Here is a 24,700-nt window from a genome sequence, read left to right on the forward strand (position 1 = left end):
TCTTTTTTGAAGCGATCGATCTGTTCCGGAAGCCAGACGTCCGGATTTTTGCATTTTCAGGGAAGAGACCATGGCGCGCATGCAGGCAACACTGGTTCACACCGAGGGCGAATCCAACAAGTCCGCGGCACGCAGCACCTGGTCGGCCAAGCAGGACGACCCGGCCACCCGGCGCCTGCTTGCCCGCGACGCCGACGCCTTCCTGCACCAGAGCCTGTCGTCCCCCTGCGTGTCGGCCATCGCCAAGGCCGAAGGCATCTGGATCGAGGACACGACGGGCCGCCGCTACATGGATTTCCATGGCAACAGCGTCCACCATATCGGCTACGGCCATCCGCGCCTGAAGGAAGCGATCAGGAAGCAGCTCGATGAGTTGCCCTTCGCGCCGCGCCGCTTCACCTGCGAGCCGGCGGTGGAACTGGCCGAGACGCTGGGGCGGCTTGCGCCCGGAACGCTCGACAAGGTGCTGTTCACCACCGGCGGTTCCGACGCCATCGAGGTGGCGCTGAAGGTGGCGCGCGCGGCAACCGGCCGCTTCAAGACGCTGTCGTTCTGGGACGCCTTCCACGGCGCCGGCTTCGGGGCGGCCAGCGTCGGCGGCGAGGCGACGTTCCGCTCCGGCATCGCCGGCCCGCTGATGACCGGCACCGAGCATGTCGCCCCCTGGGCCAGCCACAACTGTCCTTACGGCACCAATTCGCTCGAGGAATCCGCGCGCGCCTGCGCCAGCATGATTTCCTATGTTCTCGCGCGCGAGGGCGATTTCGCGGCCTTCGTCGCCGAGCCGATGCGCGCCACCCCGCTGGTGCCGGCCCCCGGCTTCTGGAAGGCGGTGCGCGAGGCCTGCGACCGCCACGGCACGCTGCTGATCTTCGACGAAATCCCGACTGGCCTCGGCAAGACCGGAAAGTTCTTCTCGTCCGAGCATGACGGCGTCACGCCCGACATCCTGGTGCTGGGAAAATCGCTCGGCGGCGGCATCCTGCCGATCGCCGGCGTCATCGCCCGTCATGACCTCGACGTCGCCGGCGACTACGCCATCGGCCACTACACGCACGAAAAGAACCCGGTGACGACGCGCGCGGCGCTGACCACCATCGCCATCATTCGCGAGGAAGGACTGGTCGAGCGTTCCGCCGAACTGGGCGAGTATGCGATGAACCGCATGCGCGACCTGATGGCGCGCTCCCCCTTCGTCGGCGACGTGCGCGGCCGCGGCCTGATGTTCGGCGTCGAACTGGTCGAGGACAAGCAGACGCTCGCGCCCAACAACGCGCTTGCCGAAAAGGTCTACTACCGCTGCCTGGACGAGGGGCTTTCCTTCAAGATCAGCCTCGGCAACGTGCTGACCCTGTCGCCGCCGTTGGTGATTTCGCGGCAGGATCTCGACCGCGCGCTCGACATCGCCGAAGCCGCCGTGCTGGCGGGGTAGGGGTGATTACAAGACCTTTCCGTCGCGCACGGAGAGGTGGAGCGGGGCACGGCAGCAAATGGGGGATTTGATGAAAGCCGTACGCACCGACCAGGAACTGGAATGCCCCGGCATCGATGCCGCCTTGAGGACCCGGGGTGTCGAACTGGTGACGCTGCCCGACGGCATCCCCGAGGCCGAGCTGATGCGCGCGGTCGCCGACGCCGATCTCCTGCTGATGTGCTACACGCCGATCACGGCGCGGGTCATCGAGGCGGCGCCGAAGCTGAGGGCAATCGTCAAATACGGCGTCGGGGTCGATGCCATCGACATACCGGCGGCGATCCGGCGGGGCGTCCCGGTGGTCAACGTGCCGGAATATGCCGAGGAGACCGTGGCCGAGGGCGCCTTCGCGCTGATGATTGCGCTGGCCAAGCGGCTGCCAGCCATCGGCGGCGCCGTGCAGCGCGACGGCTGGGTCTGGCCGCAGCGGCGCTGGCTCGGCCGCGATATTTCGGGCGCGACCGTCGGCCTCGTCGGCTGCGGCAAGATCGGCCGCTCGATGGCGCGCATGACCGGGCAGGGGTTTCGTGCCCGGGTGCTGGCCTATGATCCGAATGCCGATCCGGTTGCCCTTGCGGCGCTCGGCATCGAGAAGGTCGACGACCTTCGAGCGATGCTTTCAGCCTGCGATTTCGTCTCCGTCCACTGTGTGCTGAACGAGCGAACGCGCGGGCTGATCGGGCGGGCCGAGCTTGCCTGCATGAAGCCCGACGCCATCCTGGTCAACGTCTCGCGCGGCGCGCTGATCGATGAAGCCGCCCTGGTCGAGGCGGTGCTGGCCGGACGCCTCGGCGGCGTCGGGCTCGACGTCTACTCGCAGGAGCCGCTGGCGACCGCCGGCCATCCGATGAGTCCGCTGTTCGGCCGCGACGACGTCATCCTGTTTCCGCACCTCACCTTCTTCACCGCCGAGGCCATGCAGCGCCTGGAGGAAGACACGCTGGCGCGGTGCTTCGAGGCTCTTGACGGCCGCCCGGTCACGGTTCGCTCGCGCGATCCCCGGCTGAGGGCGCAGCAGGCCGGCGTGGCCTTCGCCTGAGGTGTGGCGACGGCGGGTTGCTATCCCGGAATCTATAAGCCAAGCTTTCGGCTTCATAAATTAAATAGATTTTACTTATCCTTGTACCGACAACACTATCCAGTCGAGGATGGCTTGGCCGCACGAGAACGGACCGCAGCAAGCACGAAGCCATCGGGTCGCCTGGGTGTGCTCAAACAAAGGGAGATATCATGAAATCGAGGTTTACGTTGGCCGCCGCGGCGGCTTGCCTGCTCGCCGCGACCGCCTTGCCGGCTTTTGCCGAAGGCGTCGTCACCATCTACAGCGCCGACGGCCTGCATGACGGCGAGCCGAGCTGGCTCGGCAGCCAGTTCGATGCGTTCACGGAAGCGACCGGCATCAAGGTGCAGTTCGTCGAGGCGGGCTCGAGCGGCGTCGCCGACCGCATCGCCAAGGAGAAGTCCAACACCCAGGCCGACGTGCTTATCACCCTGCCGCCCTTCATGCAGAAGGCGGCGGCCGACGGCTCGCTGCAGGCCTACACGCCGGCAGGCGCCGACCAGATCGACGCCGGCAGCAAGGACGCCGGCGGCATGTTCTATGCGCTGGTCAACAACTACCCGAATTTCATCTACAACACCGCCGTCCTGAAGGAAGCGCCGAAGACCTACGACGACCTGCTCGACCCGAAGTTCAAGCAGAAGATCCAGTATTCGACGCCCGGCCAGGCCGGCGACGGCACGGCGCTGATGCTGCAGACGTTCCACGCCTTCGGCAGCAAGGAAGCGGGTCTCGACTACCTGAAGCGGCTTCAGGTCAACAATCTCGGCCCGTCCGCCTCGACCGGCAAGCTGACGGCGCTGGTCAACAAGGGCGAAATCTATGTCGCCAACGGCGACATGCAGATGAACCTCGCGCAGTCCGAGGCCAATCCGAACATCAAGATCTTCATTCCCGAAGGGCCGGACGGCAAGAAGAGCGTCTTCTCGCTGCCCTACTATATCGGGCTGGTGAACGGCGCGCCGCAAGCGGAGAACGGCAAGAAGCTCATCGACTTCCTGCTTTCCGAGGAAGCCCAGAAGCAGGTCAGCGTGGTCGCCAAGGGTCTTCCCTCGCGCGGCGACATCCATCCCGACGACGAAAACTACAAGAAGCTGCACGAAGCGCTTGACGGTGTCGAAATCTGGACGCCCGATTGGAACAAGGTGCTCGAAACCCTGAAGGATGACGTAGCCGCTTATAACGAAGCAATCTCGAGCAACTGATGTCCGGGGTCATGACGGTGAGTGAAAAGGTGCATGGTTCGGCTTCTGCCGCACAGGGAGCGGTTGCGGGAAACACCGGCAGCCGGATCGGTTTCGAAAACGTATCGGTCGCCTATGGCAGCCTGGTCGTCCTTGAATCCCTGAACCTCACCGTCAACCCCGGCGAAATCGTCGCCCTGATCGGCCCGTCCGGCTCCGGCAAGACGACGGCACTCAGGGCCGTCGCCGGTTTCGTGCGCCCGTCCGCCGGGCGCATCACCATCGGCGACCGCGACGTCACCCACCTGCCGCCCTATGAGCGCAACATCGGCATGGTGGTGCAGAACTACGCGCTGTTCCCGCATATGCGGGTCGAGGAGAACGTCGCCTTCGGCCTGCGCGCCAAGGGCGCCTCGGAAGACATCATCCGCGCCCGCGTGCCGGAATCGCTCGCCATGGTCGGCATGGCGCCCTACACCAAGCGCTACCCGCGCGAGCTTTCCGGCGGCCAGCAGCAGCGCGTCGCCATTGCCCGCGCGCTGGCGATCCGCCCGCAGGTGCTGTTGCTGGACGAGCCGCTTTCGGCGCTGGACGCGCAGATCCGCCGCTCGATGCTGGACGAACTGGCCAAGCTGCACCGCGACCTGCCCAACCTCACCGTGCTTTACGTGACGCACGACCAGACCGAGGCGCTGACGCTCGCCAACCACATCGGCATCATGCGCGGTGGCAAGCTCAAGGCGTTCGGCAGCGCGCAGTCGCTGTTTCGCCACCCGCCGAACCGTTTCGCGGCGGAGTTCCTCGGGCGCGCCAACCTCATTCCGGTTACCGGGCTCGACGGCGCCGACGGCGCGCGCGCCGGCGTGAAATTCGGAGCCCAAGCGCTCAGCGCACAGAACCACCACCGCCTGGCGAAGGGCAGCGATTGCCTGCTGTGCGTGCGGCCGCACGACTTCAAGCTGCAGAAGGGCGAGAACGACACCAACTCCCTGACCGGCGTGGTGCAGAGCGTGCAGTGGCAGGGCGACGTCCACAACATCACCTTCGAGGTCGCCGAGCAGGTGCTGCGCATGACCTCCGCGCCGATGAGCAACCCGCCCGAGCCGGGCGCGTCGATCACGGTGCATTTCAACCCCGCCGACGTTACCCTGGTGCCGGAGGACAAGGTAGATGGCTGAGGCTGCCGCGACCGCGCTGGCACGGCCGGCGCCGAAGGCCGGGCCGACCGGACTGTGGGTGGCGCCGCCGCTGCTCATCCTGGCCGTCATCTTCTTCTACCCGTTGTCGCTCATCGTGCGGCAATCGCTGGGCGACAGCGGCGTCCTGTCGCTGCAGCACTTCCAGGAAGTGCTGTCGTCGCGGCAGTTCCTCGACGGGCTCTACTACACCCTCGTCATCGCGGTCAGCGCGACGATCGGCTGCCTTGTGCTCGGCTTCGTGCTGTCGCTCACCATCGCCTTCGTCCCGTTTCCGGGGGCGAAAATGGCGGCGCGGCTGATCGACACCATCATCGCCTTCCCGACCTTCCTGGTCACGCTCGCCTTCACCTTCATCTACGGCTCGGCCGGCATGCTCAACGGCTCGCTGATGCATTTCTTCGGCTTCGAACTGCCGCCGGTCGACTTCCTCTATTCGCGCTGGGGCGTCATCCTGGCCGAGATCACGGTGTTCACGCCGTTCGTCATGCGCCCGCTTCTGGCGACGTTCTCGCAGATCGACCAGGCGCAGATCGAGGTGGCGAGCAGCCTCGGCGCAAAGCCGCTGCGCATCGTGCGCCAGATCATCCTGCCGGCGTCGCTGCCGGCGCTGCTGGCCGGGGGCAGCCTGTGCCTCCTCTTGACCGTCAATGAGTTCGGCATCGTGCTGTTCATCGGCGCCAAGGACGTCATCACCCTGCCGCTGCTCGTCTACAGCAAGGCGATCCAGGAATTCGACTACACCACCGCCTGCGTCATCGCCGTCGTCAACATCGTGCTGTCGCTCGGGCTCTACGGGTTCTATCGCACGGCCATCGGATATTTTGGAGGCGCACGTGCTGGTGTGGTCTAAGTCCGGTCGCCTGCTGACCTGGGCGTTCATCGTCCCGCTGTTCCTGATCGTCTACGGCCTGCCGATCGGCGTCATCGCGCTGGCGAGCTTCAGCGCCCAGTGGAACGATTTCCTGCCTTCCCACTACACCTTGTCGAATTATACCGAGGCCTTCCGCAACGCCTCCTTCGACAGCCTGAAGGCGAGCTTCGTCACCGGCATCGCGGCGAGCCTGGCCGCGCTCGTCAGCGGCACATGGGCGGCGCTGGCGCTGCGCAACATGAAGGGCGTGCCCAAGCGGGTGCTGGACATCTGCTTCTTCATCCCTAGTGCGGTGCCTTCGGTCTCGATCGGCCTTGCCATGCTGGTCGCCTTCAGCCAGCCGCCTTTCCTGCTCAACGGCACGACGATGATCGTCATGATCGCGCATTTCGTGCTGATCTCGGCCTTCACCTACGGCAATGTCACCGCCGGCCTCAGCCGCATGCCGGTGGATTGCGAGCAGGTGGCCGAAAGCCTCGGCGCGCGTCCGTTCTACCGGCTGCGGCGCGTGACCCTGCCGCTGCTTTTGCCCTATCTGATCGCGGCCTTCAGCCTGTCCTTCGCGCTGTCGATGGGCGAACTCGGCGCCACCGTCATGATCTACCCGCCGGGCTGGATCACGCTGCCGGTCCGCATCTTCACGCTGTCCGACCGTGGCGCGATCTTCGATGCGGCGACGCTGGCCATGATCCTCGGCACCGCAACGCTAATCATGCTGATCGCGCTGTCGCGCATCTCGTCGAAGGCCTCGGTGCGCTGAGGCGCGCCGCGGCGAAATCCTATCGCCGTCGCAAGCCGAGCATCCGCGTCAGCGTGGCGTCCCTGCGCGCCGCGTGATGGTGGAGCGCCGCGCCGGCATGGGCGAGCGCGAGCAGCCCGGCGCCGTAGGCCAGCAGCGCATGCGCCTGCGACCAGAACGCCTCCATGGCATCCGAGCGTGCCAGCGGCAGGTCGGGGACGACCACGAGGTCGAAGGCATAGCTCGGGATTTTCAAGGGCGAGGTCGACGCGATCGCCCAGCCCGCGAGCGGCACGGCGATCGTCAGCGCCAGAAGCAGGAAATGGACGGCCCGCGCCGCCGCCGCTTCCCAGCGCGGCATGCCGGGGACCGGTTGGGGCCGGGTGCCGGAAAAACTCCAGGCGAGCCGCGCCAGCGCCAGGCCCAGCACCAGGAAGCCGAACGATTTGTGCCACTGGAAAAGGTTGAACTGCAGCCGCGGGCGGTCGGCCACCGCCTGCATGAGATAGCCGAGCGCGATCTGCCCGAAAAACAAGAGCGCGATGGCCCAGTGCAGGGCAATCGCCACCGTTCCATAGGATGCGCGGCTGTTGCGCAGCATCGGTGCTACCCCAGTTGCTTGTACGCCTGGGTGGCGATCTCCTGCAGCTTGTCGCGCGGCAGGTCGCCGACAAGGGCGCAGCTGATCGCCTCGTCGGTCCAGAAGAACGCTTCGAGCCGGTCGAGCGAGGCGTAGCGGAAGGAGGTTTCCCGGCCTTCCTTCGCCGGGATGATATAGAGCGTCACCCGGCGTCCGGTATTGTCCTCGTACATGAACTGGGCCGCCGGGCCGTTCGCCGCCGGCAACAGCCGGCCGCCGACGAGCGTGAACCCGCCGGCCCTGAGGTCGGGCACGTTGAGCGGGCGGGCCAGGCGCTTGGACAGCCAGGCGCGAAGATGGTCCTTCTCCCCCGCCCACACCTCCACGGGGTGGACGACTTCGCCGGAATAGACCCGGTGTGCCTGCATCGCCTCGTCCACCAGCGTCTCGTCGCCCAGCGCGGCCTGCACCGGTCCCGCCGAGGCGAGAAGGTCGCGTCCGTACCAGCCGGCGGCTATTCCAACGCCAAGCAGCAGCACGGCAGCGGCGGCCATCCGGCTCCAGCGGGTGGTTGCGATCCGATTCTCGCGCTCGAGGCGGTGGACGTTCAGGCGCGGCGGCACGGGTTCCGCGGCGCGGTGGCCGTAAAGCGCACGCAGCGTTTCGTTCTGCCGCTTCCAGCCTTCGACTTCGTCGGCAATGGCGGGGTTGTCCGCGAGATAGGCTTCGACCGCCGCGCGCGCCGGACCGTCCAGCGCGCCGTCGACATAGGCGTGCAGGTCGTGCTCGGGAATCTTGTGTTCCTCGCGGTTCATTTTACGGACCTCAGTTTCGGCGCTCCCGTTTCCGTCAGGCCGCGCAGTGCGGCGCGCGCCCGCGCCAGGCGCGACATGAGCGTGCCGACAGGAATGGAAAGCACCGCCGCCGCCTCGGCATAGCTCATCTCCTCGACGGCGACGAGCAGCAGCACCTCGCGCTGCTCGTCCGGCAGCGCCTGCATGGCCCGCGCCGTTTCGGCAAGCGCCAGCCGGCCCGGCTGCACGTCGGGGCCGGCCGGCTCGTTTCCCGGCATGGCATCGTCGAGCGACAGCGGCATGGGCGCCCGCCGCGCCCGGCGCAGGTCGTTGCGGTGGACATTGAGCAGGATGCGGAACACCCATGAGCGGACGGAGCCCGATGGGCGCCAGAGGCCGCGTTTGCGGATGGCCCGCTCCAGGCAATCCTGGACGAGATCGTCGGCGCGATCGGGATCGTGGGTCAGCGCGCGCGCATAGCGTCGCAGCGCCGGCACGCACCCTTCGATCTCATCCAGGACCTGTGACATCGGTGGCCTCTCGAGGCTACTCCTTGGCGACGTGCCAGACGCCGCCGACCCCATCGCCGCTCACGTCTCCCGGCTTCTTGTCGTTCTGCCACAGATAGAGCGGCTTGCCATCATAGGCCCATTGCTTGGCGCCGTCCTTGCGTTCGATAAGGGTGTATTTCCCGTCCGCCGCGGCATCTGCCGCTGCCGCCAGCGGCGGCCATTTTTTCGCGCAGGCATCGTAGCAGTTCGAGGTGCCGGCCGTATCCTTGTCGAACGTATAGAGCGTCATGCCCTTGGCGTCGGTGAGAACCTCGCCCTTGGCGGTGTCCATCGACTTGATGGCGCCGGAGGCATAGTCGTCGGCTTGGGCAAGCGGCATCGAGGCCGCCATCACGGCGGCGGCCAACAGCAGGGAGCGCATGGTTGAATCCTCTCTTTGCGGTTTTCGGCGGGCGATTATGCGCCCGTATTCATGAGAACACCGCGCGGCCTCGAATAATCCCGGACCGCAGCATTATTTGCGCCGGCCGTTGAGGATCATGTCGAAGCGGGCGACGTTGGAATAGATCGGCGTCCCGACATCCATGCCGTAAGGCGAGCGCATCAGGTCGCCCACCACGTGGAACGCGATGGTGCGCCCCTGCCGCTTGACCAGCGTGGCCTCGAATGTCTCGCGGTGGGTGATGCCACGGGCCGTCAGCATACCCTGGATGAGCGCGCGGTTGGAACCCTCCTGGCGCACGGCGGTCGAACGGAAGCTGATGACCGGATAGGCGGCCGCGTCGAAGACGGCGGAGGAGCGCAGGAAGTTCTCGACCCGGGGCTGCCCGGTCATGACGCTGCCCGGGTCGAGGGAAAAGGTCACGCTCGAGCGCGCGATATCGTCGGGGCGCAGGTCGAAGCTGCCGGAAAAGCGCGAAAAGGCGCCGTCGATACCGCCGCCGCCGACCTGCGCGACCGAGAACGCAATCCTGGAAGACGGCTCGATGACGTAGCGGCCGTGAAGGGCCGACAGCGTGTCTGCATGGGCCGGAGCGACGGCCATCAGCGCGAGAAGGCCAAGTGCGGGCAATGTCCTGGGCATCGGACTATCCTTCCATGACCGCAAGGAACGGACTTGAAAGGAGAACACCGTGCCGGCGGCGATAATCCGTCGGCCGCGCCGATATTTTAGTCAGGCCGGGTTTTTCGGGCGGCCAGCGACGGGGGACCGGTGTTCGGCGCCGCCGGGAAACTTCACGGCACAGGCCGGGCTTTCAGTCGTACGCCCGGCCCTTCCGTGCCGGCCGCGAGCAGATGCACGCCGCCGTTTTCCAGCGCCCGGATTAGCAACCCTTCCGTCGCGCGATGCAGCGCGTGGCGGTTGCACTCGAAATCCTTGATCGTGCTGCGCGACACCCCGGCGAGCGCCGCCAGGTGTCCCTGCGTCCAGTTGAGCAGCCCGCGCGCGGCGCGACATTGCTCCGGAAACAGCTTCATCGATAAAATCCTTGAACAAGGCCCTTGCCGAATCCGGCCGGACTCAACCATAATGGGCGAGATTAGGCAAGACGGCCCGATTTCCTTCTGGCCCAATCTCCTCTGGTCTGAACAACGGTAGGAAATGGCGAACGAAACATCGCTGGTGCTGATGATCGTGCTGCCCTTCGTGGGCAGCGTCTTCGCCGCAGTCATACCCTCGAACACCCGCAATCGCGAATTCTGGCTGGCCGGTTCGGTGGCCCTTGCCGTCCTTCTCCTCGCTTCGGCCTGCTATCCGGCGATTTCGGCCGGCTCGGTGGTGCGGGCGCATTTCGAGTGGGTGCCGAGCCTCGGCCTCGATTTCACGCTGCGCATGGACGGCTTCGCCTGGCTGTTTTCCATGCTGATCAGCGCCATCGGCTTCCTCGTCGTCCTTTACGCGCGCTACTACATGTCGCCGGACGATCCGGTGCCGCGTTTCTATTCCTACTTCCTGTCCTTCATGGGCGCGATGCTCGGCGTCGTGCTTGCCGGCAACCTGATCCTGCTCGTCATTTTCTGGGAACTGACCAGCATCTTCTCCTTCCTGCTGGTCGGCTACTGGCACCAGAACGCCAATGCCCGCGACGGCGCGCGCATGGCGCTGACGGTGACCGGCATCGGCGGCCTGTCGCTGCTGGCCGGTGTGCTCATCCTTGGCCAGGTCGTCGGCAGCTACGATCTCGACCGGGTGCTCGATTCCGGCAATCTGGTGCGCACCAGCGACCTCTACGTGCCGATCCTGGTGCTCGTCCTCGGCGGCGCGCTGACCAAGAGCGCGCAGTTCCCGTTCCATTTCTGGTTGCCCAACGCCATGGCCGCGCCGACGCCGGTGTCGGCCTTCCTGCATTCGGCGACCATGGTGAAGGCCGGCGTCTTCCTGATGGCGCGGCTGTGGCCGGTACTGGCCGGCACCGAGGAATGGTTCTGGATCGTCGGTCTCGCCGGCATGATGTCGTTCGTGCTCGGCGCCTATTTCGCCATCTTCCAGCAGGACATAAAGGGGCTTTTGGCCTATTCCACCATCAGCCATCTCGGCCTGATCACCATGCTGCTCAGCCTCGGCAGCCCGCTGGGTGCCGTCGCCGCCATCTTCCACATGATGAACCACGCGACCTTCAAGGCGTCGCTGTTCATGGCGGCCGGCATCATCGACCACGAGAGCGGCACGCGCGACATCCGACGGTTGAGCGGGCTGTTCCGCTTCATGCCGATAACCGCGACGCTGGCCATGGTGGCAAGTGCGGCGATGGCCGGTGTGCCGCTGCTCAACGGCTTCATCTCCAAGGAGATGTTCTTTGCCGAGGCGGCCGCGACCCATCAGGTTTCCATCCTCGATACCGCCGCGCCCTATGCGGCCGTGCTCGGCAGCGCCTTTGCCGTCGCCTATTCGATCCGCTTCATCCACGGCGTCTTCTTCGGGCCGCCGCCGCATGACCTGCCGCGCACGCCGCACGAAGCGCCGTTCCTGATGCGCTTTCCCATGCAGTTGCTGGTGCTGGCCTGCCTGGTCGTCGGCATCGTCCCGGGCCTCACCATCGGCCCGTTCCTGCATGTCGCCGTCGCCTCGGTGCTGGGGTCGTCCACCCCGGAATACAGCCTCGCCGTCTGGCATGGCTTCACGCTGCCGCTGGCGATGAGCTTCGCCGCGCTTGCCGGCGGCGCCGCGCTGTTCTTCGCCCTCAAGAACTATCTCGCGCATTGCGCGGAAGGGCCGCCGGTCTTCCGCAACATCAGGGGGCAGTGGATCTTCGACCAGGCGATGGTGACGGTATCTTGGCGCTGGGCGCGCTCGCTCGAAGCCTTGCTGGGCACGCGCCGGCTGCAGCCGCAACTCAGGCTTCTGGTCGGGGTGGCGTTCCTGGCTGCGTTGCTGCCGCTCTACCGGGCGGGCTTCGATCCGGGGCGCTTCTCCTTCTCCGGCGTCGATCCGGCGTTCGCGGCACTCTGGGCCATCGGCATCGTCTGCGCCGTCACTGCTGCCTGGCAGGCCAAGTTCCATCGGCTGGCCGCCCTCATCCTGATGAGCGGCGCGGGGCTCGCAACCTGTATCACCTTCGCCTGGCTCTCCGCGCCGGACCTCGCCCTGACGCAGTTGCTGGTCGAGGTGGTCACCACGGTGCTCATCCTTCTCGGCCTGCGCTGGCTGCCGAAGCGCTTCGCCGACCCGTCGCTCGAGCGCAGCACGCTCGGCGCGCGGCTGCGTCGCTATCGCGACCTCGCCCTGGCCGTCGGCGCGGGAGGCGGCATGACGCTGCTCGCCTATGCCGTGATGATGGGCGACGCGCCGGAAGGCATCGCCGCCTATTTCCTGAAGAACGCCTATGCGGAAGGCGGCGGCAAGAACGTCGTCAACGTCATCCTCGTCGATTTCCGCGGCTTCGATACGTTCGGCGAAATCACGGTGCTGGCCATCGTGGCGCTGACGGTGTTCGCGTTGCTGCGCCGCTTCCGGCCGGCGCCCGACAGCGTCGGCTCGCCCGAGCAGCAGCGCATCCAGGCCGCCAACGACGAGGCGCGGCCCGATCGCAATCCCGGCGACACGGTGGGCGACTACCTGCTGGTGCCGGCCGTCATCATGCAATGGCTGTTCCCGGTCATCATCGTGTTGGCCGTATACCTGTTCCTGCGCGGCCATGACCTGCCGGGCGGCGGCTTTGCCGCCGGCGTCGCCATGGCGGCCGCCTTCATCCTGCAATATCTGGCGGCCGGAACGGCCTGGGTGGAGGCGCGGCTCAGGGTATTGCCGGTGCGCTGGATGGGGCTCGGCCTGCTCACGGCCGCCGGCACCGGCGCCGGCTCCTGGCTGGTCGGCTATCCGTTCCTGACCTCGCACTCCCAATATGTCGACCTGCCGCTGATCGGCGCGGTGCCGGCGCCGACCGGCGCGCTGTTCGACCTCGGCGTCTTCCTGCTGGTCATCGGCGCGACGGTGCTGATGCTGGTGGCCATCGCCCACCAGTCGGTGCGCCGGCTGCGCGCCTCCAAAACCGCCGCCGCGGCAGAGCAGGAGGCCGCCTGATGGAACTCGTCCTCGCGCTCGCCATCGGCGGCCTGGTCGGCTCGGGTGTGTGGCTGCTCCTGCGCCCGCGCACCTACCAGCTGGTCATCGGCCTGTCGCTGATCTCCTATGGCGTCAACCTGTTCATCTTCTCGATGGGGCGGCTCAGGACCGGGTCGCCGCCGCTTCTGGGCTCGGACAAGGTGGCCGAGGCCGCCGCCTTCGCCGATCCCATCCCGCAGGCGCTGGTGCTGACGGCCATCGTCATCGGCTTCGCCACCACGGCGCTGTTCCTGGTGGTGCTTTTGGCCGCGCGCGGGCTTACCGGCAGCGACCATGTCGACGGGCGGGAGCCGCGATGATGGGTTGGAGCGACCATCTGCTGATCGCGCCGATCATCCTGCCGCTGGTGACGGGGGCGCTGCTTCTGTTGCTGGACGAGCGCCGGCACGCGCTGAAGGCGCTGATCAACGTCGCCTCCACGCTGCTTCTGGCGGCGATCGCGATCCGGCTGTTGACGATGGCCGGTGAAACGGGAGAGGCGGCGAGCCGCGTGTACCTTCTCGGCAACTGGCCGGCGCCCTTCGGCATCGTGCTGGTGCTCGACCGGCTGTCGGCGCTGATGCTGGTGCTTACCTCCATGCTGGCACTTGCCGCGCTGGTGTTCTCGCTGGCGCGCTGGCACCGCAGCGGCCCGCATTTCCATACCCTGTTCCAGTTGCTGCTGATGGGGCTGAACGGTGCGTTCCTCACCGGCGATCTGTTCAACCTGTTCGTCTTCTTCGAGGTACTGCTCGCCGCCTCCTACGGGCTCATCCTGCACAGTTCGGGTCCGTTCCGGGTCAGGGCGGGCATGCATTACATCGCCGTCAACCTTGCCGGCGCGGCCTTGTTCCTGGTTGGCGTAAGCCTGGTCTACGGTGCGTCGGGCACGCTCAACATGGCCGACCTGGCGGCCAGGATTCCCGAACTCGGCGCAACGGACCGCACGCTTCTGGAGGGCGGCGCGGCCATCCTCGGCGTCGCCTTCCTCATCAAGGCCGGCATGTGGCCGCTCGGCCTGTGGCTGCCCAATGCCTATACCGCCGCGGCCGCCCCGGTTGCCGCCATCTTCGCCATTTTGAGCAAGGTCGGCATCTATGTGATCCTGCGCCTGTCGATCGTGCTGTTCGGCGCCGATGCCGGCGCGTCGGCCAGTTTCGGCAGTTCGTGGCTGCTGGCCGGCGGGCTGGCGACGATCGCCTTCGGCGCCATCGGCGTGCTCGCTTCGCAGGCGATGGGCCGCCTGGCCGGCTTCTACGTGCTGGTGTCCTCCGGCACGCTGCTTACGGCCATCGGCATGGAGAATGCGGGCGTCACCGCCGGCGCGCTCTACTACATGGTCTCCTCGACGCTCGCCATCAGCGCCTTCTTCCTGCTGATCGAACTGGTCGAGCGCGCGCAGGACCCAGCCGCCAACGTCCTGGCCGTCACCATGGAGGCCTATGGCGACGACTTGGACGAGGAGGAACAAGAGGAGGAGGTCGGCGTCGCCGTCCCGGCCACGCTGGCGGTGCTCGGCGTCTGCTTCGCCTCCTGCGCCATCCTACTGGCCGGCATGCCGCCGCTGTCCGGCTTCATCGGCAAGTTCGCGCTGCTTGCCGCCGCGATCCAGCCGGCCGATGCCAGTCCCGCCATGCGAGTGGCGACGTGGACGTTCTTTTCGCTGGTCATCTTTTCGGGTCTGTCGGCCATGCTGGCGATGATGCGCGCCGGCATCCGCACCTTCTGGGCGCCGGTCGAGGGGGTGGTGCCGCGCGTGCTGGTCATGGAAATCGCCCCGGTCGCCTTCCTGCTGCTGCTTTGCCTGGCGCTGACCGTGCAGGCGGGCGCGGCGATGCGCTACATGGAGGCGACCGCTTTGTCGCTGCACCAGCCGTCGGCCTATCTGCACGACGTGCTGTCGGCAGCCCCCGTTCCGGGCGTGAAGGCGGGAGGGCACTGATGAGGCGCATCCTGCCCTATCCGCTGCTGTCGGCCGCCCTGCTTGCCATGTGGCTGCTGCTCAACGGCCTGTCGCCCGGCCATGTCATCCTCGGCGCGGTCATCGCGCTGGCGGCGGCCAAGGCGATGACGGCGCTGGAGCCGGCCAAGCCGAGAATAGGGCGCTGGAGCAGCATACCGGCGCTGGCCGCCGACGTGCTGGTGGACATATTGCGCTCCAACATCGCGGTCGCCGGTATCGTGCTCAGGGGCCGGCGCGGGCTCAGGGATTCCGGTTTCCTCGTCATCCCGCTCGACCTGCGCGACAAGACCGGCCTGGCGATCCTTGCCTGCATCATCACCAGCACGCCGGGTACGGCCTGGGTGGACTATCATTCCGGGCGCAACGAACTGGTGATCCACGTGCTCGACCTGCGCGATCCCGAGGGTCTCACTCGTGAGATCAAGCAGCGCTACGAGCGCCGGCTGATGGAGATTTTCCAATGAGCGCGATCGTCCTCATCCTCGCCTTGTCGCTGTCGCAGTTCCTGCTGGTGGTGGCGATGGGCTGCGCGGTCTACCGCATGGTGCGCGGGCCGCGCGCGCAGGACCGGGTGCTGGGGCTGGACGCGCTGTACGCCGCCGGCATGATGCTGCTCTTGACGCTCGGCATCCGCTCGGGCTTCACGATCTATTTCGAGATGGCCCTGGTGATCGCGCTGCTCGGCTTCGTTTCCACGGCGGCGCTGGCCAAGTTCCTGATGCGCGGCGAGGTGATCGAATGAACCAGTTCGCCGAAATTCCGCTGTGGGTGGCGCTGCTCGTCGCCTTCTTCCTGGTCCTGGGGTCGGTACTGACGCTGCTCGGCGCCATCGGGCTGGTGCGGTTCGAAACCTTCTACCAGCGTGTCCATGCCCCGACGCTCGGCACCACCTGGGGGGTCGGCGCCATCCTGATCGCCTCGATGATCTTCTTCTCGGTCGCCCAGTCGCGTCCGGTGCTGCACGAGATCCTGATCGCGGTGTTCGTGACCGTCACCACGCCGGTTACCCTGATGCTCCTGGCGCGCGCGGCCTTCTATCGCGACCGCGCCGAAAGCGGCAACCCGCCGCCGGGCATGCCGAAGCTGTAGAACGGGCGGGTGGTGGCGAGACGGCGCTTGCAGATAGACAAACGGCCTCGATAGGCAGATAGATTTCCGGGTGAAGCAAGGAGACGCCGGGCCGGACGTTTGTTCCGGCAAGACCCGTCGCGACTGGGAGGAAAACTGAATGAAGATACATGCAATGCTGCTGGCGGGCGCGGTCGCGCTTTCCGGCCTGGCCGGCCCGGCCATGGCCAAGGACTGGAAGACGGTCACCATCACGCTGGAAGGCGCCTATGCGCCGTGGAACATGACCAATCCGGACGGCACGCTGGGCGGCTTCGAGCCGGAACTGGCCAAGGTGCTGTGCGAGCGGGCGAAGGTCGAATGCAAGCTGGTCGCCTCCGACTGGGACGGCATGATCCCGGCGCTCAACGCCGGCAAGTTCGACATCATCATGGACGCGCTGTCGATCACCGGCGAGCGCAAGCAGGTGATCGATTTCACCATCCCCTACGCCCAGACGCCGGCCGCCTTCGCCACCGTCAAGGACAGCGCGCTCGCCAACGCCGCCGGCAGCGGCACGGAAGTGAAGATGGATGTCGGCCAGACCGGCGTGAAGGAAGTCGACGCGCTGAAGGAAGCCTTCAAGGGCAAGACCATCGGCATCCAGGCCTCGACCGTCTACGCCAAGTTCATCTATGACAATTTCGGCGATACGGCCACGATCCGCGAATACAAGACCGGCGCCGACCGCGATCTCGACCTGCAGAACGGCCGCATCGACCTCGGCTTCGACGACAGCGTCTATTTCCAGAGCGCGTTCGACGCGGCCAAGGGCGAACTTGCCTTCACCGGCCCGCAGATCGTCGGCCCGATCTGGGGCGAAGGCGAAGGGCTCGGCGTGCGCAAGGCTGACACCGACTTGCGCGACATGTTCAGCGCGGCGATCAAGTCGGCTCTCGACGACGGCACCGTCAAGACGCTGTCGGAAAAGTGGTTCAAGACCGACGTTTCCCCGAAATAAACGGCCGCACGCATGCCCTCCCGGCCGCTGGCCGGGAGGGCAGGCCCGGTTTGCCGCTTTCGCGACGGGAAGCCCATGCTATTGTCCCCGCCGCGAGGGCGTTGCGTGAAGGGGAGGCTTCGCGATGTCGACACTGGAACTGCTCGGCTTCGGCTCGACCGGGTGGGGCGCGCTGCTTCTGGCCGGCGCCGGCATCACGCTGGCGGTGACGGCGGCGGCGCTGGCGATCGGCGCGGTGCTCGGCGCCATCGTCGCGGCTGCCAAATTGTCCGGCAGCGTAGTGGCGAGGGCGCTCGGCAGCGCCTACACCACGGTGTTTCGTGGCATTCCCGAACTCCTGATCATCTACCTCATCTATTTCGGCGGCTCGTCCGCCGTCACCGCGATCGGCCAGGCGATGGGCTATGAGGGCTTCCTCGGCCTGCCGTCCTTCATCGCCGGCGCACTCGCCGTGGGCATCATCTCGGGGTCGTACCAGGCGGAAGTGTTTCGCGGCGCCTATCTGGCCGTGGCCAAGGGCGAACTGGAGGCGGCGTCCGCCATCGGCATGAACCGGGCGCTGCGCTTCCGGCGCATCATCATGCCGCAGGTGATGCGCTATGCGCTGCCGGGCATGGGCAATGTGTGGCAGCTCAGCCTCAAGGATTCGGCGCTGGTCTCGGTGACGGGGCTGGCCGAATTGATGCGCACCAGCCAGGTCGCGGCCGGCTCGACGCGGCAGTATTTCCTGTTCTTCGTGGTCGGCGGCGCGCTCTATCTGGTGCTGACCAGCCTGTCCGACCAGGTGTTCGACCGGGCCGAACGGCGCGCCAACCGCTCGATGCCGTCGGCCATGGGGCAGGTCTGAGCGCCATGGATTTCGACTTTCTCTCCTCGACCATGGTGACGCTGATCAAGGCCTTGCCGGTGACGCTGGCGCTGTTCGCGCTTTCGGTCAGCATCGGCTGCGTGCTGGCGCTGCTCATTCTATGGATGCGCGTCGGCGGCAACCGCTATCTGTCGGCCTTCGCCAAGGCCTATGTCTTCGTATTCCGCGGCTCGCCGCTTCTGATCCAGATGTTCCTGGTGTTCTACGGGCTGGCGCAGTTCTCCTTCATCCGCAACGGCCCGCTGTGGCCGTTGCTGCGCGAGCCCTTCGTGTGCGCGGTGCTGTCGCTGGCGCTGTGCACGGCCGCCTATTCGGCGGAAATCTTTCGCGGTGGGCTGCGCTCGGTGCCGCCGCGCGAGATCGAGGCGGCCCGCTCCATCGGCATGTCCGGCTTCCTGCTGGTTCGCCGCATCATCGCGCCGATCGCTCTGCGCTACTCGCTGCCGGCCTATTCGACCGAGGTGGTGCTGATGATGAAGTCGACCTCGCTGGCAAGCCTCGTCACCGTGTGGGAGGTCACCGGTGTCGCCCAGCGGCTGATTTCGCACTCCTATCGCACCATGGAAGTGTTCCTGTGCGCGGCGGCGATCTACCTCGTCCTCAATTTCATCGTGCTGCAGGCCATGGCCCTGCTCGAATATTCGCTTTCACGCCATTTGCGCGCCCCGGCAGCGCGCAAGGCCTGAGGCATGAAGGAGAGCCCGCCCATGGCCGATACCGCCCGCCTCTCGGTTCGCGACATCCGCAAGAGCTTCGGCGCGCATGAGGTGCTGCGCGGCATCTCGCTGGAGGCGCGGGACGGCGACGTGATTTCGGTGCTGGGGGCCAGCGGATCGGGCAAATCCACGTTCCTGCGCTGCATCAACCTGCTCGAGATCGCCGATGCCGGGGAGATCTGGGTGGATGGCGAACAGATCCGCATGGCGCAGAAAGGCGGCAGGAACCACCCGGCCAGCCAGAGGCAGGTCGACCATATCCGCTCCGAACTCGGGATGGTGTTCCAGTCGTTCAACCTGTGGTCGCACATGACGATCCTGCAGAATGTCATCGAGGGCCCGGTGCATGTCCTGAAACGGCCGCGCGCCGCCTGTGTCGAGGAGGCGCATGCACTGCTGAGGAAGGTGGGCATCGCCGACAAGGCCGACAGCTACCCGGCGCATCTTTCGGGCGGCCAGCAGCAGCGCGCGGCGATCGCGCGGGCGCTGGCCATGAAACCCAAGGTGATGCTGTTCGACGAACCCACCTCGGCGCTCGACCCGGAACTGGTGGGCGAGGTGCTGCGCGTCATGCGGGCGCTGGCCGAGGAGGGCATGACCATGCTGGTGGTCACGCACGAAATGAGCTTTGCCCGCAACGTCTCCAACCGCGTCATCTTCATGAAGGAAGGGCAGATCGAGAGCAGCGGCGCGCCCGAGGCCATGTTCGGCGCCGGTGCAACCCCGGCTTTTCGCCAGTTCTTCGGGCACTTCGGCGGCTGAGGCCCGCACATCCGCGGACATGCGGGCCCCGTCGCCTGAGACGCTCCCGTGACCGGGTGCGCACAGAAATGAGCGACGAGGTGTTCGGTTCCCTTGCTTGCCGACAAGGCTGGCCGCGCTGGCTCCGCCCTCAGCCTTTATGGCCGCCGAAGAAAACATACCGGGCGAGCGCCGCCGCGGCGAGGATGAGCACGAGCGCGAGAAGGACCCAGACCAGGCCCATGCCCCACATCATCATGCCCATGCCCTCCATCATGCCGTCATATCCGTTCATCATGGCCTTGTGCCTTTCCTTGCCTCCCAGAAGATAGGAACGCCGGCACGCCACGGCACCGTGAAAAATCGTCCCGGAGCCTCGCGCATCGCCAGCGGCCCAAAATTTTCATGGTTAAAGCAGTCTTAACCTTCGCCCCGATAGTCTGGTGGCCGAATCTGCCGGACGCGTTGCGCCCGACCAGGCAATGACAGACGGGGAACGACGATGCGTTCAGGGGCTTCAGCACAGATGGCGCTGACCGACACGGTAGGACATGGCATCCAGGCGTTCGCCCGGCGCCAGGTCGGGCGGCTCGTCGGGGTGGCGCTGTTCGCGGTGGTCGCCTTCGGCGTTGCCAGCCTGGCGACGTGGAACGTCGCCGATCCGAGTTTTTCGCACGCCACCGATAATATCGTCACTAATGCGATGGGCTATCCGGGCGCGGTGTTTTCCGACCTCGCCATGCAGTTCTTCGGCCTGTCGGCGGTGGCGGCGCTGGTCCCGGCGGTGATCTGGGGTTTCCTGCTGTTTTCGGCGCGCGGCGTCGACAAGATGGCGAAGCGGGGCCTGGCCTGGTTCGGCTTTGCCCTTCTGGCGGCGGCGATCGCCGGCTGCGTGGTTCCGCCCAAGACCTGGCCGCTGCCCACCGGGCTCGGCGGCGTTTTCGGCGACATGGTGCTTCATGTGCCGGGGCTTTTCGTCGGCGGCTATCCGACCGGCACGATCGCCAGCGTGCTCGCCGTCCTGTTCGTGGCGCCGGCCTTGTGGTTCTTCGCCTATGGCTCGGCATTGACGGCGCGCAAGAACGGCTTCGCGGTGATGGAGCCGGAGGTCGCCGAGCCGCGGGTCGAGCCCGAGCAGGCATTGTTCGAGAAGGACGAGGACGACGACAGCGAAGGCATGCTGGCGCTGGGGGCGATCACCCATTGGTGGCTGTCGCTGCGCGCCTATATCCGCCGCCACAGGGCGCGCCGGCGCGAACGCGAGGACGACGGCCTTGGCTTCGACGCCGTGCCGCGCGAGAGCGCATGGCGTCGCGCGGCCGAACGGGTCGAGGTAGCCGAGATCGAGGAAGCGCGGATGAGCCCGCATGGCCGCGCGCGGGTCGAGCCCGAATTCTTCGCCGCAATGGTCCATGAACGGGGTGCGCCCGCAGCCGCGCACGAAGACGACTTCCTCGACGATGAGGAGCACGACGACGGCCAGGGCGTGGATTTCGTGCCGGAGCCGGTGGAGCGCCGCCGCGCCGCGCCGCAGGCCAGCGTCCAGGCGTTTCGCTCGCCGGCGGGAACCAAGATCGAGGCGCCGGCCGCGCGGCCGGTGCAGGGCGGTCGCGTCCAGCGGGAGGCGCAGGCCTCGCTGATCGGCCACGACCATTTCGAGATGCCGACGCTGCACTTCCTGTCGCAGCCGCCGAACGTGGTGCGCGACGCCAGCCTTTCGCCCGAGGCGCTGGAACACAATGCCCGCATGCTGGAAGGCGTGCTGGAGGATTTCGGCGTCAAGGGCGAGATCATCCATGTCCGGCCGGGCCCCGTGGTCACCCTCTACGAGCTGGAGCCCGCGCCGGGCATCAAGTCCAGCCGCGTCATCGGCCTGGCCGACGACATCGCCCGCTCGATGAGCGCGATCGCCGCGCGCGTCGCCGTGGTGCCGGGCCGCAACGCCATCGGCATCGAACTGCCGAACACCAAGCGCGAGACCGTCTACCTGCGCGAAATCCTCGCCAGCCGCGATTTCGAGCAGACCAAGGCCAAGCTCGGCCTGGCGCTCGGCAAGACCATCAACGGCGAGGCCGTGATCGTCGACATCGCCAAGATGCCGCACGTGCTGGTCGCCGGCACCACCGGCTCGGGCAAGTCGGTTGCCATCAACACCATGATCCTGTCGCTGCTCTACAAGATGACGCCCGAGCAGTGCCGCCTGATCATGATCGATCCGAAGATGCTGGAACTTTCGGTCTATGACGGCATCCCGCATCTCCTGACGCCGGTGGTCACCGATCCGAAGAAGGCGGTGGTGGCGCTGAAGTGGACGGTGCGGGAAATGGAAGACCGCTACCGCAAGATGTCCAAGGTCGGCGTGCGCAACATCGACGGCTTCAACGCCCGCGTCACCCAGGCCGGCAAGAAGGGCGAAAAGATCACCCGCACCGTGCAGACCGGCTTCGACCGCGACACCGGCGAGGCGATCTACGAGACGGAGGAGTTCGATCTCGCGCCGATGCCCTACATCGTCGTCATCATCGACGAGATGGCCGACCTGATGATGGTCGCCGGCAAGGATATCGAAGGCGCGGTGCAGCGGCTGGCGCAGATGGCGCGCGCCGCCGGCATCCACGTCATCATGGCGACGCAGCGCCCCTCGGTCGACGTCATCACCGGTACCATCAAGGCCAACTTCCCTACCCGCATCTCCTTCCAGGTGACGTCGAAGATCGACAGCCGCACCATCCTGGGCGAGCAGGGCGCCGAGCAACTGCTCGGCATGGGCGACATGCTCTACATGGCCGGCGGCGGCCGCATCCAGCGCGTCCACGGCCCGTTCGTCTCCGACGACGAAGTGGAAAAGGTGGTCGCGCACCTGAAGCTGCAGGGCGTGCCCGAATATCTCGACGCCATCACCGAGAGCAACGACGAGGACGAGGAGGAGGCGTCGGGCAAGGGTGGCTCCGGTGGGGGCGGCAACTTCGAGGATTCGGACGACCCCTACGACCAGGCGGTGGCGGTGGTGCTGCGCGACGGCAAGGCCTCGACCAGCTACATCCAGCGCCGTCTCGGCATCGGCTACAACAAGGCCGCCTCGATCATCGAGCGGATGGAGCAGGAAGGCGTCGTCGGCCCCGCCAACCATGCGGGCAAGCGCGAAATCCTGGTGCCGACGGAGGAAGACAAGTTCTGAGCTCCCTTGTCGGAACCTGACGCCCGCGACCGAGTTTCAGGAAGGGCGTCAAATTAACGCCCAACTGGAAGGCCACCAAGACGTCCAGTGAACCAGACGAAAGTGAACGGCATGTCCAAATCATCCTTTGCCCCGACCCGCCGCCAGGCCCTCGGCCTCGGCCTGGCTCTTGCCGGTGCCGCGGCGATGAACGTGGTCCCCGGCTTCCGCCTGCTCGCCCAGGCACAGGCCGCCGTGCCGCCCACGGCCCAGAAGATCGCCGACCATTTCTCGTCGGTGAAGTCGATGACCGGCGAATTCGTGCAGTTCGGGCCGAGAGGCGAGCAGACCGGCGGCAAATTCTACCTGGAGCGGCCAGGCAAGATCCGCTTCAACTATGACGGCTCGTCGAACTTCCAGGTGATTTCGGACGGCCAGTCGGTGGTCATCCTCAACAAGAAGATGCGTACCTCCGACCTCTACCCGCTGTCGAAGACGCCGCTCAAACTGCTGCTTGCCGACCGCATCGACCTTTCCGGCGACAAGGTGCGCGCCGTCAAGGAAGAGGACGACCTCACCACCATCAAGCTGGCCGACAAGTCGGTGTTCGGCAACTCGACCATCACCATGATGTTCGACCCGAAAACCTACGAGCTGCGCCAGTGGACGATCACCGACGCGCAGGGCAAGGACACGACGGTGATGATCTTCAACGTCAAGGAAGGCGTCAGCTTCGCCGCCAACACCTTCGCCATCGACTACGCCGCCAACCGCGTTCTCAACACCAAGAAGTCGTCGCGCTGACCGCGGCGGCTTCCGGCAGCGGCTGATAGCTGTGGAAAGCCAGCGCCACCGCCCCACGGGGCGGCGTCCGGCTTGTCTTTGACAAGCGAGGCTGGCAGGTTCCGGGCAATTTCCGGACGGACCTGCCACCCATGCCTTTTTCGATTGCCACCTGGAACATCAATTCCGTTCGCCTGCGCATGCCGCTGGTGCAGCGCCTCCTGGAGGAGAGGGCGCCCGACGTCCTGTGCCTGCAGGAGACCAAGTGCCCGGACGATCTGTTCCCCACGGCCGCGTTCCGCAAGCTCGGCTATGAGCATATCGCCTTCCATGGCCAGAAGGGCTATCACGGCGTCGCGACGGTGGCGCGCCGGCCGATCGAGATCGTCGAGAAGCGGCGCTTCTGCGGCATCGAGGACAGCCGCCATCTTTCGGTGCGGGTGAAGGCCGGCGGCAAGGCGCTGCTCCTGCATAACTTTTATGTGCCGGCAGGCGGCGACGAGCCTGACCCCGAGATCAACGTCAAGTTCCGGCACAAGCTTGATTTCGTCGCCGAAATGAACGCGATCCGTGCCGACCACGACGACGTCTCGGGCTCGATCCTGGTCGGCGACCTCAATATCGCGCCGCTGGAGCACGATGTCTGGTCGCACAAGCAGCTTCTCAAGGTGGTCAGCCACACGCCGGTCGAGACGACGAATTTCGAGGCGATGCGGGCGGCCGGCGGCTGGGTCGACCTCATGCGCCACGGCATTCCGCTCGACCAGAAGATCTACACCTGGTGGAGCTACCGGGCGCAGGACTGGGCGGCTTCCGACCGCGGGCGGCGCCTCGACCACGTCTGGTCCTCGCCCAACCTGACGTCGCTGTTCCTCGACTATGAGATTTTGCGCGAGGCACGCGGCTGGGACAGGCCGTCCGACCATGTGCCGGTGATCGCCCGCTTCAACCTCGATTGAGCGCTTTCCACTCCGGCCGCAGCAGGCTCATGACCAGTTCGTCGCGGAAGACACCGCCGAAGAAGGCGCTGCCGCGCGAGATGCCTTCCGCGACGAAGCCGACCGCCTCATAGGCGCGGCGGGCGCGCAGATTGTCGGGAAACAGTCCGATCTGGAGGCGATGGACCTCGGTTTCGCGAAAGGCGTGCGCCACGACCGCCGACAGGAGCCGCCTGCCGTCGCCATGGCCGGGGGTCGTCACCGCCACGCGCCGCACCAGCGTCACCCGTTCCGGCGCGTTCCAGAAGCGCAGCAGGACGAAGCCGATGGGCATGCCGCCGCTGCGGCCGATGAAGCAGGCATGGCTGCCGTCGGCGAGCGCGGCCCGGTGGCGCGCTTCCTCCCAGTGCCCGACCAGCGCCTCGTAGCCGGGGCGGCGCTCGGTGGCCATGATGAAGCCGAGGTCGCCTTCGCTGGCGCGGCTGACGGTGAGGGCCGGTCCGGCCATGC

At 66.5% G+C, this 24,700-nt stretch carries 27 protein-coding genes; 19 read left to right on the top strand and 8 right to left on the bottom strand.

What is annotated here, in order from left to right:
- Positions 1 to 70 precede the first annotated feature (70 nt).
- From pbfA to ACFOHJ_RS11025, 6 genes are all read left to right on the top strand, one after another.
- Positions 71 to 1,432, top strand: a complete 1,362-nt coding sequence (gene pbfA / locus ACFOHJ_RS11000; RefSeq protein ID WP_378220549.1) for a (R)-1-hydroxy-2-aminoethylphosphonate ammonia-lyase — start codon at positions 71 to 73, stop codon at positions 1,430 to 1,432.
- 70 nt (positions 1,433 to 1,502) lie between these two features.
- On the top strand, positions 1,503 to 2,513 hold the full coding sequence (locus ACFOHJ_RS11005; RefSeq protein ID WP_378220550.1) for a 2-hydroxyacid dehydrogenase: 1,011 nt from the start codon (positions 1,503 to 1,505) through the stop codon (positions 2,511 to 2,513).
- Between the two features lie 191 nt (positions 2,514 to 2,704).
- Positions 2,705 to 3,739 (top strand): 2-aminoethylphosphonate ABC transporter substrate-binding protein, encoded by a 1,035-nt coding sequence (locus ACFOHJ_RS11010; RefSeq protein ID WP_378220551.1) that lies wholly within the window; start codon positions 2,705 to 2,707, stop codon positions 3,737 to 3,739.
- Positions 3,739 to 4,896 carry an ABC transporter ATP-binding protein gene (locus ACFOHJ_RS11015; protein WP_378220552.1) on the top strand — a complete coding sequence of 386 codons (1,158 nt, stop codon included), beginning with the start codon at positions 3,739 to 3,741 and terminating at the stop codon, positions 4,894 to 4,896. The genes ACFOHJ_RS11010 and ACFOHJ_RS11015 overlap by 1 nt, the downstream gene beginning before the upstream one ends.
- Entirely contained in the window at positions 4,889 to 5,767 is an 879-nt protein-coding gene (locus ACFOHJ_RS11020; RefSeq protein ID WP_378220553.1) for a 2-aminoethylphosphonate ABC transporter permease subunit, read from the top strand. The genes ACFOHJ_RS11015 and ACFOHJ_RS11020 overlap by 8 nt, the downstream gene beginning before the upstream one ends.
- Positions 5,751 to 6,548, top strand: coding sequence for an ABC transporter permease subunit (locus ACFOHJ_RS11025; protein WP_378220554.1), 798 nt, complete (start codon positions 5,751 to 5,753; stop codon positions 6,546 to 6,548). The genes ACFOHJ_RS11020 and ACFOHJ_RS11025 overlap by 17 nt, the downstream gene beginning before the upstream one ends.
- Positions 6,549 to 6,567: 19 nt before the next feature.
- Here the strand turns inward: ACFOHJ_RS11025 and ACFOHJ_RS11030 are convergent, their stop codons facing one another.
- The 6 genes from ACFOHJ_RS11030 to ACFOHJ_RS11055 all read right to left on the bottom strand — a co-directional run bounded on the left by ACFOHJ_RS11030 (position 6,568) and on the right by ACFOHJ_RS11055 (position 9,892).
- On the bottom strand, positions 6,568 to 7,128 hold the full coding sequence (locus tag ACFOHJ_RS11030) for a cytochrome b (protein WP_378220555.1): 561 nt from the start codon (positions 7,126 to 7,128) through the stop codon (positions 6,568 to 6,570).
- 5 nt (positions 7,129 to 7,133) lie between these two features.
- Positions 7,134 to 7,922 carry an anti-sigma factor family protein gene (locus ACFOHJ_RS11035; RefSeq protein ID WP_378220556.1) on the bottom strand — a complete coding sequence of 263 codons (789 nt, stop codon included), beginning with the start codon at positions 7,920 to 7,922 and terminating at the stop codon, positions 7,134 to 7,136.
- Positions 7,919 to 8,431 carry a sigma-70 family RNA polymerase sigma factor gene (locus ACFOHJ_RS11040; protein WP_378220557.1) on the bottom strand — a complete coding sequence of 171 codons (513 nt, stop codon included), beginning with the start codon at positions 8,429 to 8,431 and terminating at the stop codon, positions 7,919 to 7,921. The genes ACFOHJ_RS11035 and ACFOHJ_RS11040 overlap by 4 nt, the downstream gene beginning before the upstream one ends.
- 16 nt (positions 8,432 to 8,447) lie before the next feature.
- Positions 8,448 to 8,834 (bottom strand): COG4315 family predicted lipoprotein, encoded by a 387-nt coding sequence (locus tag ACFOHJ_RS11045; protein WP_378220558.1) that lies wholly within the window; start codon positions 8,832 to 8,834, stop codon positions 8,448 to 8,450.
- A gap of 93 nt (positions 8,835 to 8,927) precedes the next feature.
- A complete protein-coding gene (locus ACFOHJ_RS11050; RefSeq protein WP_378220559.1) occupies positions 8,928 to 9,497 on the bottom strand; it encodes a YceI family protein in 570 nt (189 codons plus the stop codon).
- Between the two features lie 152 nt (positions 9,498 to 9,649).
- Positions 9,650 to 9,892, bottom strand: a complete 243-nt coding sequence (locus ACFOHJ_RS11055; RefSeq protein ID WP_378220560.1) for a helix-turn-helix domain-containing protein — start codon at positions 9,890 to 9,892, stop codon at positions 9,650 to 9,652.
- A gap of 124 nt (positions 9,893 to 10,016) precedes the next feature.
- Here ACFOHJ_RS11055 and ACFOHJ_RS11060 point away from each other — a divergent pair, with 124 nt between their 5' ends.
- The 10 genes from ACFOHJ_RS11060 (at position 10,017) to ACFOHJ_RS11105 (ending at position 19,333) form a co-directional block, all read left to right on the top strand.
- Positions 10,017 to 12,935: a monovalent cation/H+ antiporter subunit A gene (locus tag ACFOHJ_RS11060; RefSeq protein ID WP_378220561.1), complete on the top strand. Its 2,919-nt coding sequence runs from the start codon at positions 10,017 to 10,019 to the stop codon at positions 12,933 to 12,935.
- Positions 12,935 to 13,276: a Na+/H+ antiporter subunit C gene (locus ACFOHJ_RS11065; RefSeq protein ID WP_378220562.1), complete on the top strand. Its 342-nt coding sequence runs from the start codon at positions 12,935 to 12,937 to the stop codon at positions 13,274 to 13,276. Before ACFOHJ_RS11060 ends, ACFOHJ_RS11065 begins: the two co-directional genes overlap by 1 nt.
- Positions 13,276 to 14,898, top strand: coding sequence for a monovalent cation/H+ antiporter subunit D (locus tag ACFOHJ_RS11070; protein WP_378221532.1), 1,623 nt, complete (start codon positions 13,276 to 13,278; stop codon positions 14,896 to 14,898). The genes ACFOHJ_RS11065 and ACFOHJ_RS11070 overlap by 1 nt, the downstream gene beginning before the upstream one ends.
- On the top strand, positions 14,898 to 15,383 hold the full coding sequence (locus ACFOHJ_RS11075) for a Na+/H+ antiporter subunit E (RefSeq protein WP_378220563.1): 486 nt from the start codon (positions 14,898 to 14,900) through the stop codon (positions 15,381 to 15,383). Before ACFOHJ_RS11070 ends, ACFOHJ_RS11075 begins: the two co-directional genes overlap by 1 nt.
- Complete coding sequence (locus ACFOHJ_RS11080; RefSeq protein ID WP_378220564.1) at positions 15,380 to 15,661, top strand: K+/H+ antiporter subunit F; 282 nt, start codon at positions 15,380 to 15,382, stop codon at positions 15,659 to 15,661. The genes ACFOHJ_RS11075 and ACFOHJ_RS11080 overlap by 4 nt, the downstream gene beginning before the upstream one ends.
- On the top strand, positions 15,658 to 16,008 hold the full coding sequence (mnhG, locus tag ACFOHJ_RS11085; RefSeq protein ID WP_378220565.1) for a monovalent cation/H(+) antiporter subunit G: 351 nt from the start codon (positions 15,658 to 15,660) through the stop codon (positions 16,006 to 16,008). Before ACFOHJ_RS11080 ends, mnhG begins: the two co-directional genes overlap by 4 nt.
- A gap of 139 nt (positions 16,009 to 16,147) precedes the next feature.
- Complete coding sequence (locus ACFOHJ_RS11090; RefSeq protein WP_378220566.1) at positions 16,148 to 16,987, top strand: transporter substrate-binding domain-containing protein; 840 nt, start codon at positions 16,148 to 16,150, stop codon at positions 16,985 to 16,987.
- Between the two features lie 124 nt (positions 16,988 to 17,111).
- Positions 17,112 to 17,834, top strand: a complete 723-nt coding sequence (locus ACFOHJ_RS11095) for an ABC transporter permease (RefSeq protein WP_378220567.1) — start codon at positions 17,112 to 17,114, stop codon at positions 17,832 to 17,834.
- Positions 17,835 to 17,839: 5 nt separating this feature from the next.
- The gene (locus ACFOHJ_RS11100) at positions 17,840 to 18,541 is read left to right on the top strand and encodes an ABC transporter permease (protein ID WP_378220568.1); all 702 of its coding nucleotides are present in this window, start codon (positions 17,840 to 17,842) and stop codon (positions 18,539 to 18,541) included.
- 21 nt (positions 18,542 to 18,562) lie between these two features.
- Positions 18,563 to 19,333 carry an ABC transporter ATP-binding protein gene (locus ACFOHJ_RS11105; RefSeq protein WP_378220569.1) on the top strand — a complete coding sequence of 257 codons (771 nt, stop codon included), beginning with the start codon at positions 18,563 to 18,565 and terminating at the stop codon, positions 19,331 to 19,333.
- Between the two features lie 130 nt (positions 19,334 to 19,463).
- Here ACFOHJ_RS11105 and ACFOHJ_RS11110 read toward each other — a convergent pair whose 3' ends face one another.
- Positions 19,464 to 19,610, bottom strand: coding sequence for a hypothetical protein (locus tag ACFOHJ_RS11110; protein WP_378220570.1), 147 nt, complete (start codon positions 19,608 to 19,610; stop codon positions 19,464 to 19,466).
- Positions 19,611 to 19,814: 204 nt separating this feature from the next.
- On the opposite strand from ACFOHJ_RS11110, the gene ACFOHJ_RS11115 reads away from it, so the two are divergent.
- The 3 genes from ACFOHJ_RS11115 to ACFOHJ_RS11125 all read left to right on the top strand — a co-directional run bounded on the left by ACFOHJ_RS11115 (position 19,815) and on the right by ACFOHJ_RS11125 (position 24,211).
- Positions 19,815 to 22,490, top strand: a complete 2,676-nt coding sequence (locus ACFOHJ_RS11115; RefSeq protein WP_378220571.1) for a DNA translocase FtsK — start codon at positions 19,815 to 19,817, stop codon at positions 22,488 to 22,490.
- A 111-nt stretch (positions 22,491 to 22,601) separates the two neighbouring features.
- Positions 22,602 to 23,273: an outer membrane lipoprotein carrier protein LolA gene (locus ACFOHJ_RS11120; RefSeq protein ID WP_378220572.1), complete on the top strand. Its 672-nt coding sequence runs from the start codon at positions 22,602 to 22,604 to the stop codon at positions 23,271 to 23,273.
- Between the two features lie 131 nt (positions 23,274 to 23,404).
- Positions 23,405 to 24,211, top strand: coding sequence for an exodeoxyribonuclease III (locus ACFOHJ_RS11125; RefSeq protein WP_378220573.1), 807 nt, complete (start codon positions 23,405 to 23,407; stop codon positions 24,209 to 24,211).
- On the opposite strand, the gene ACFOHJ_RS11130 is transcribed toward ACFOHJ_RS11125, so the two are convergent.
- Positions 24,198 to 24,698 carry a GNAT family N-acetyltransferase gene (locus ACFOHJ_RS11130; RefSeq protein WP_378220574.1) on the bottom strand — a complete coding sequence of 167 codons (501 nt, stop codon included), beginning with the start codon at positions 24,696 to 24,698 and terminating at the stop codon, positions 24,198 to 24,200. The genes ACFOHJ_RS11125 and ACFOHJ_RS11130 overlap by 14 nt on opposite strands.
- Between the last annotated feature and the right edge of the window lie 2 nt (positions 24,699 to 24,700).

The organism is Aquamicrobium soli (assembly GCF_042646345.1).
Taxonomy (GTDB): domain Bacteria; phylum Pseudomonadota; class Alphaproteobacteria; order Rhizobiales; family Rhizobiaceae; genus Mesorhizobium; species Mesorhizobium soli_A.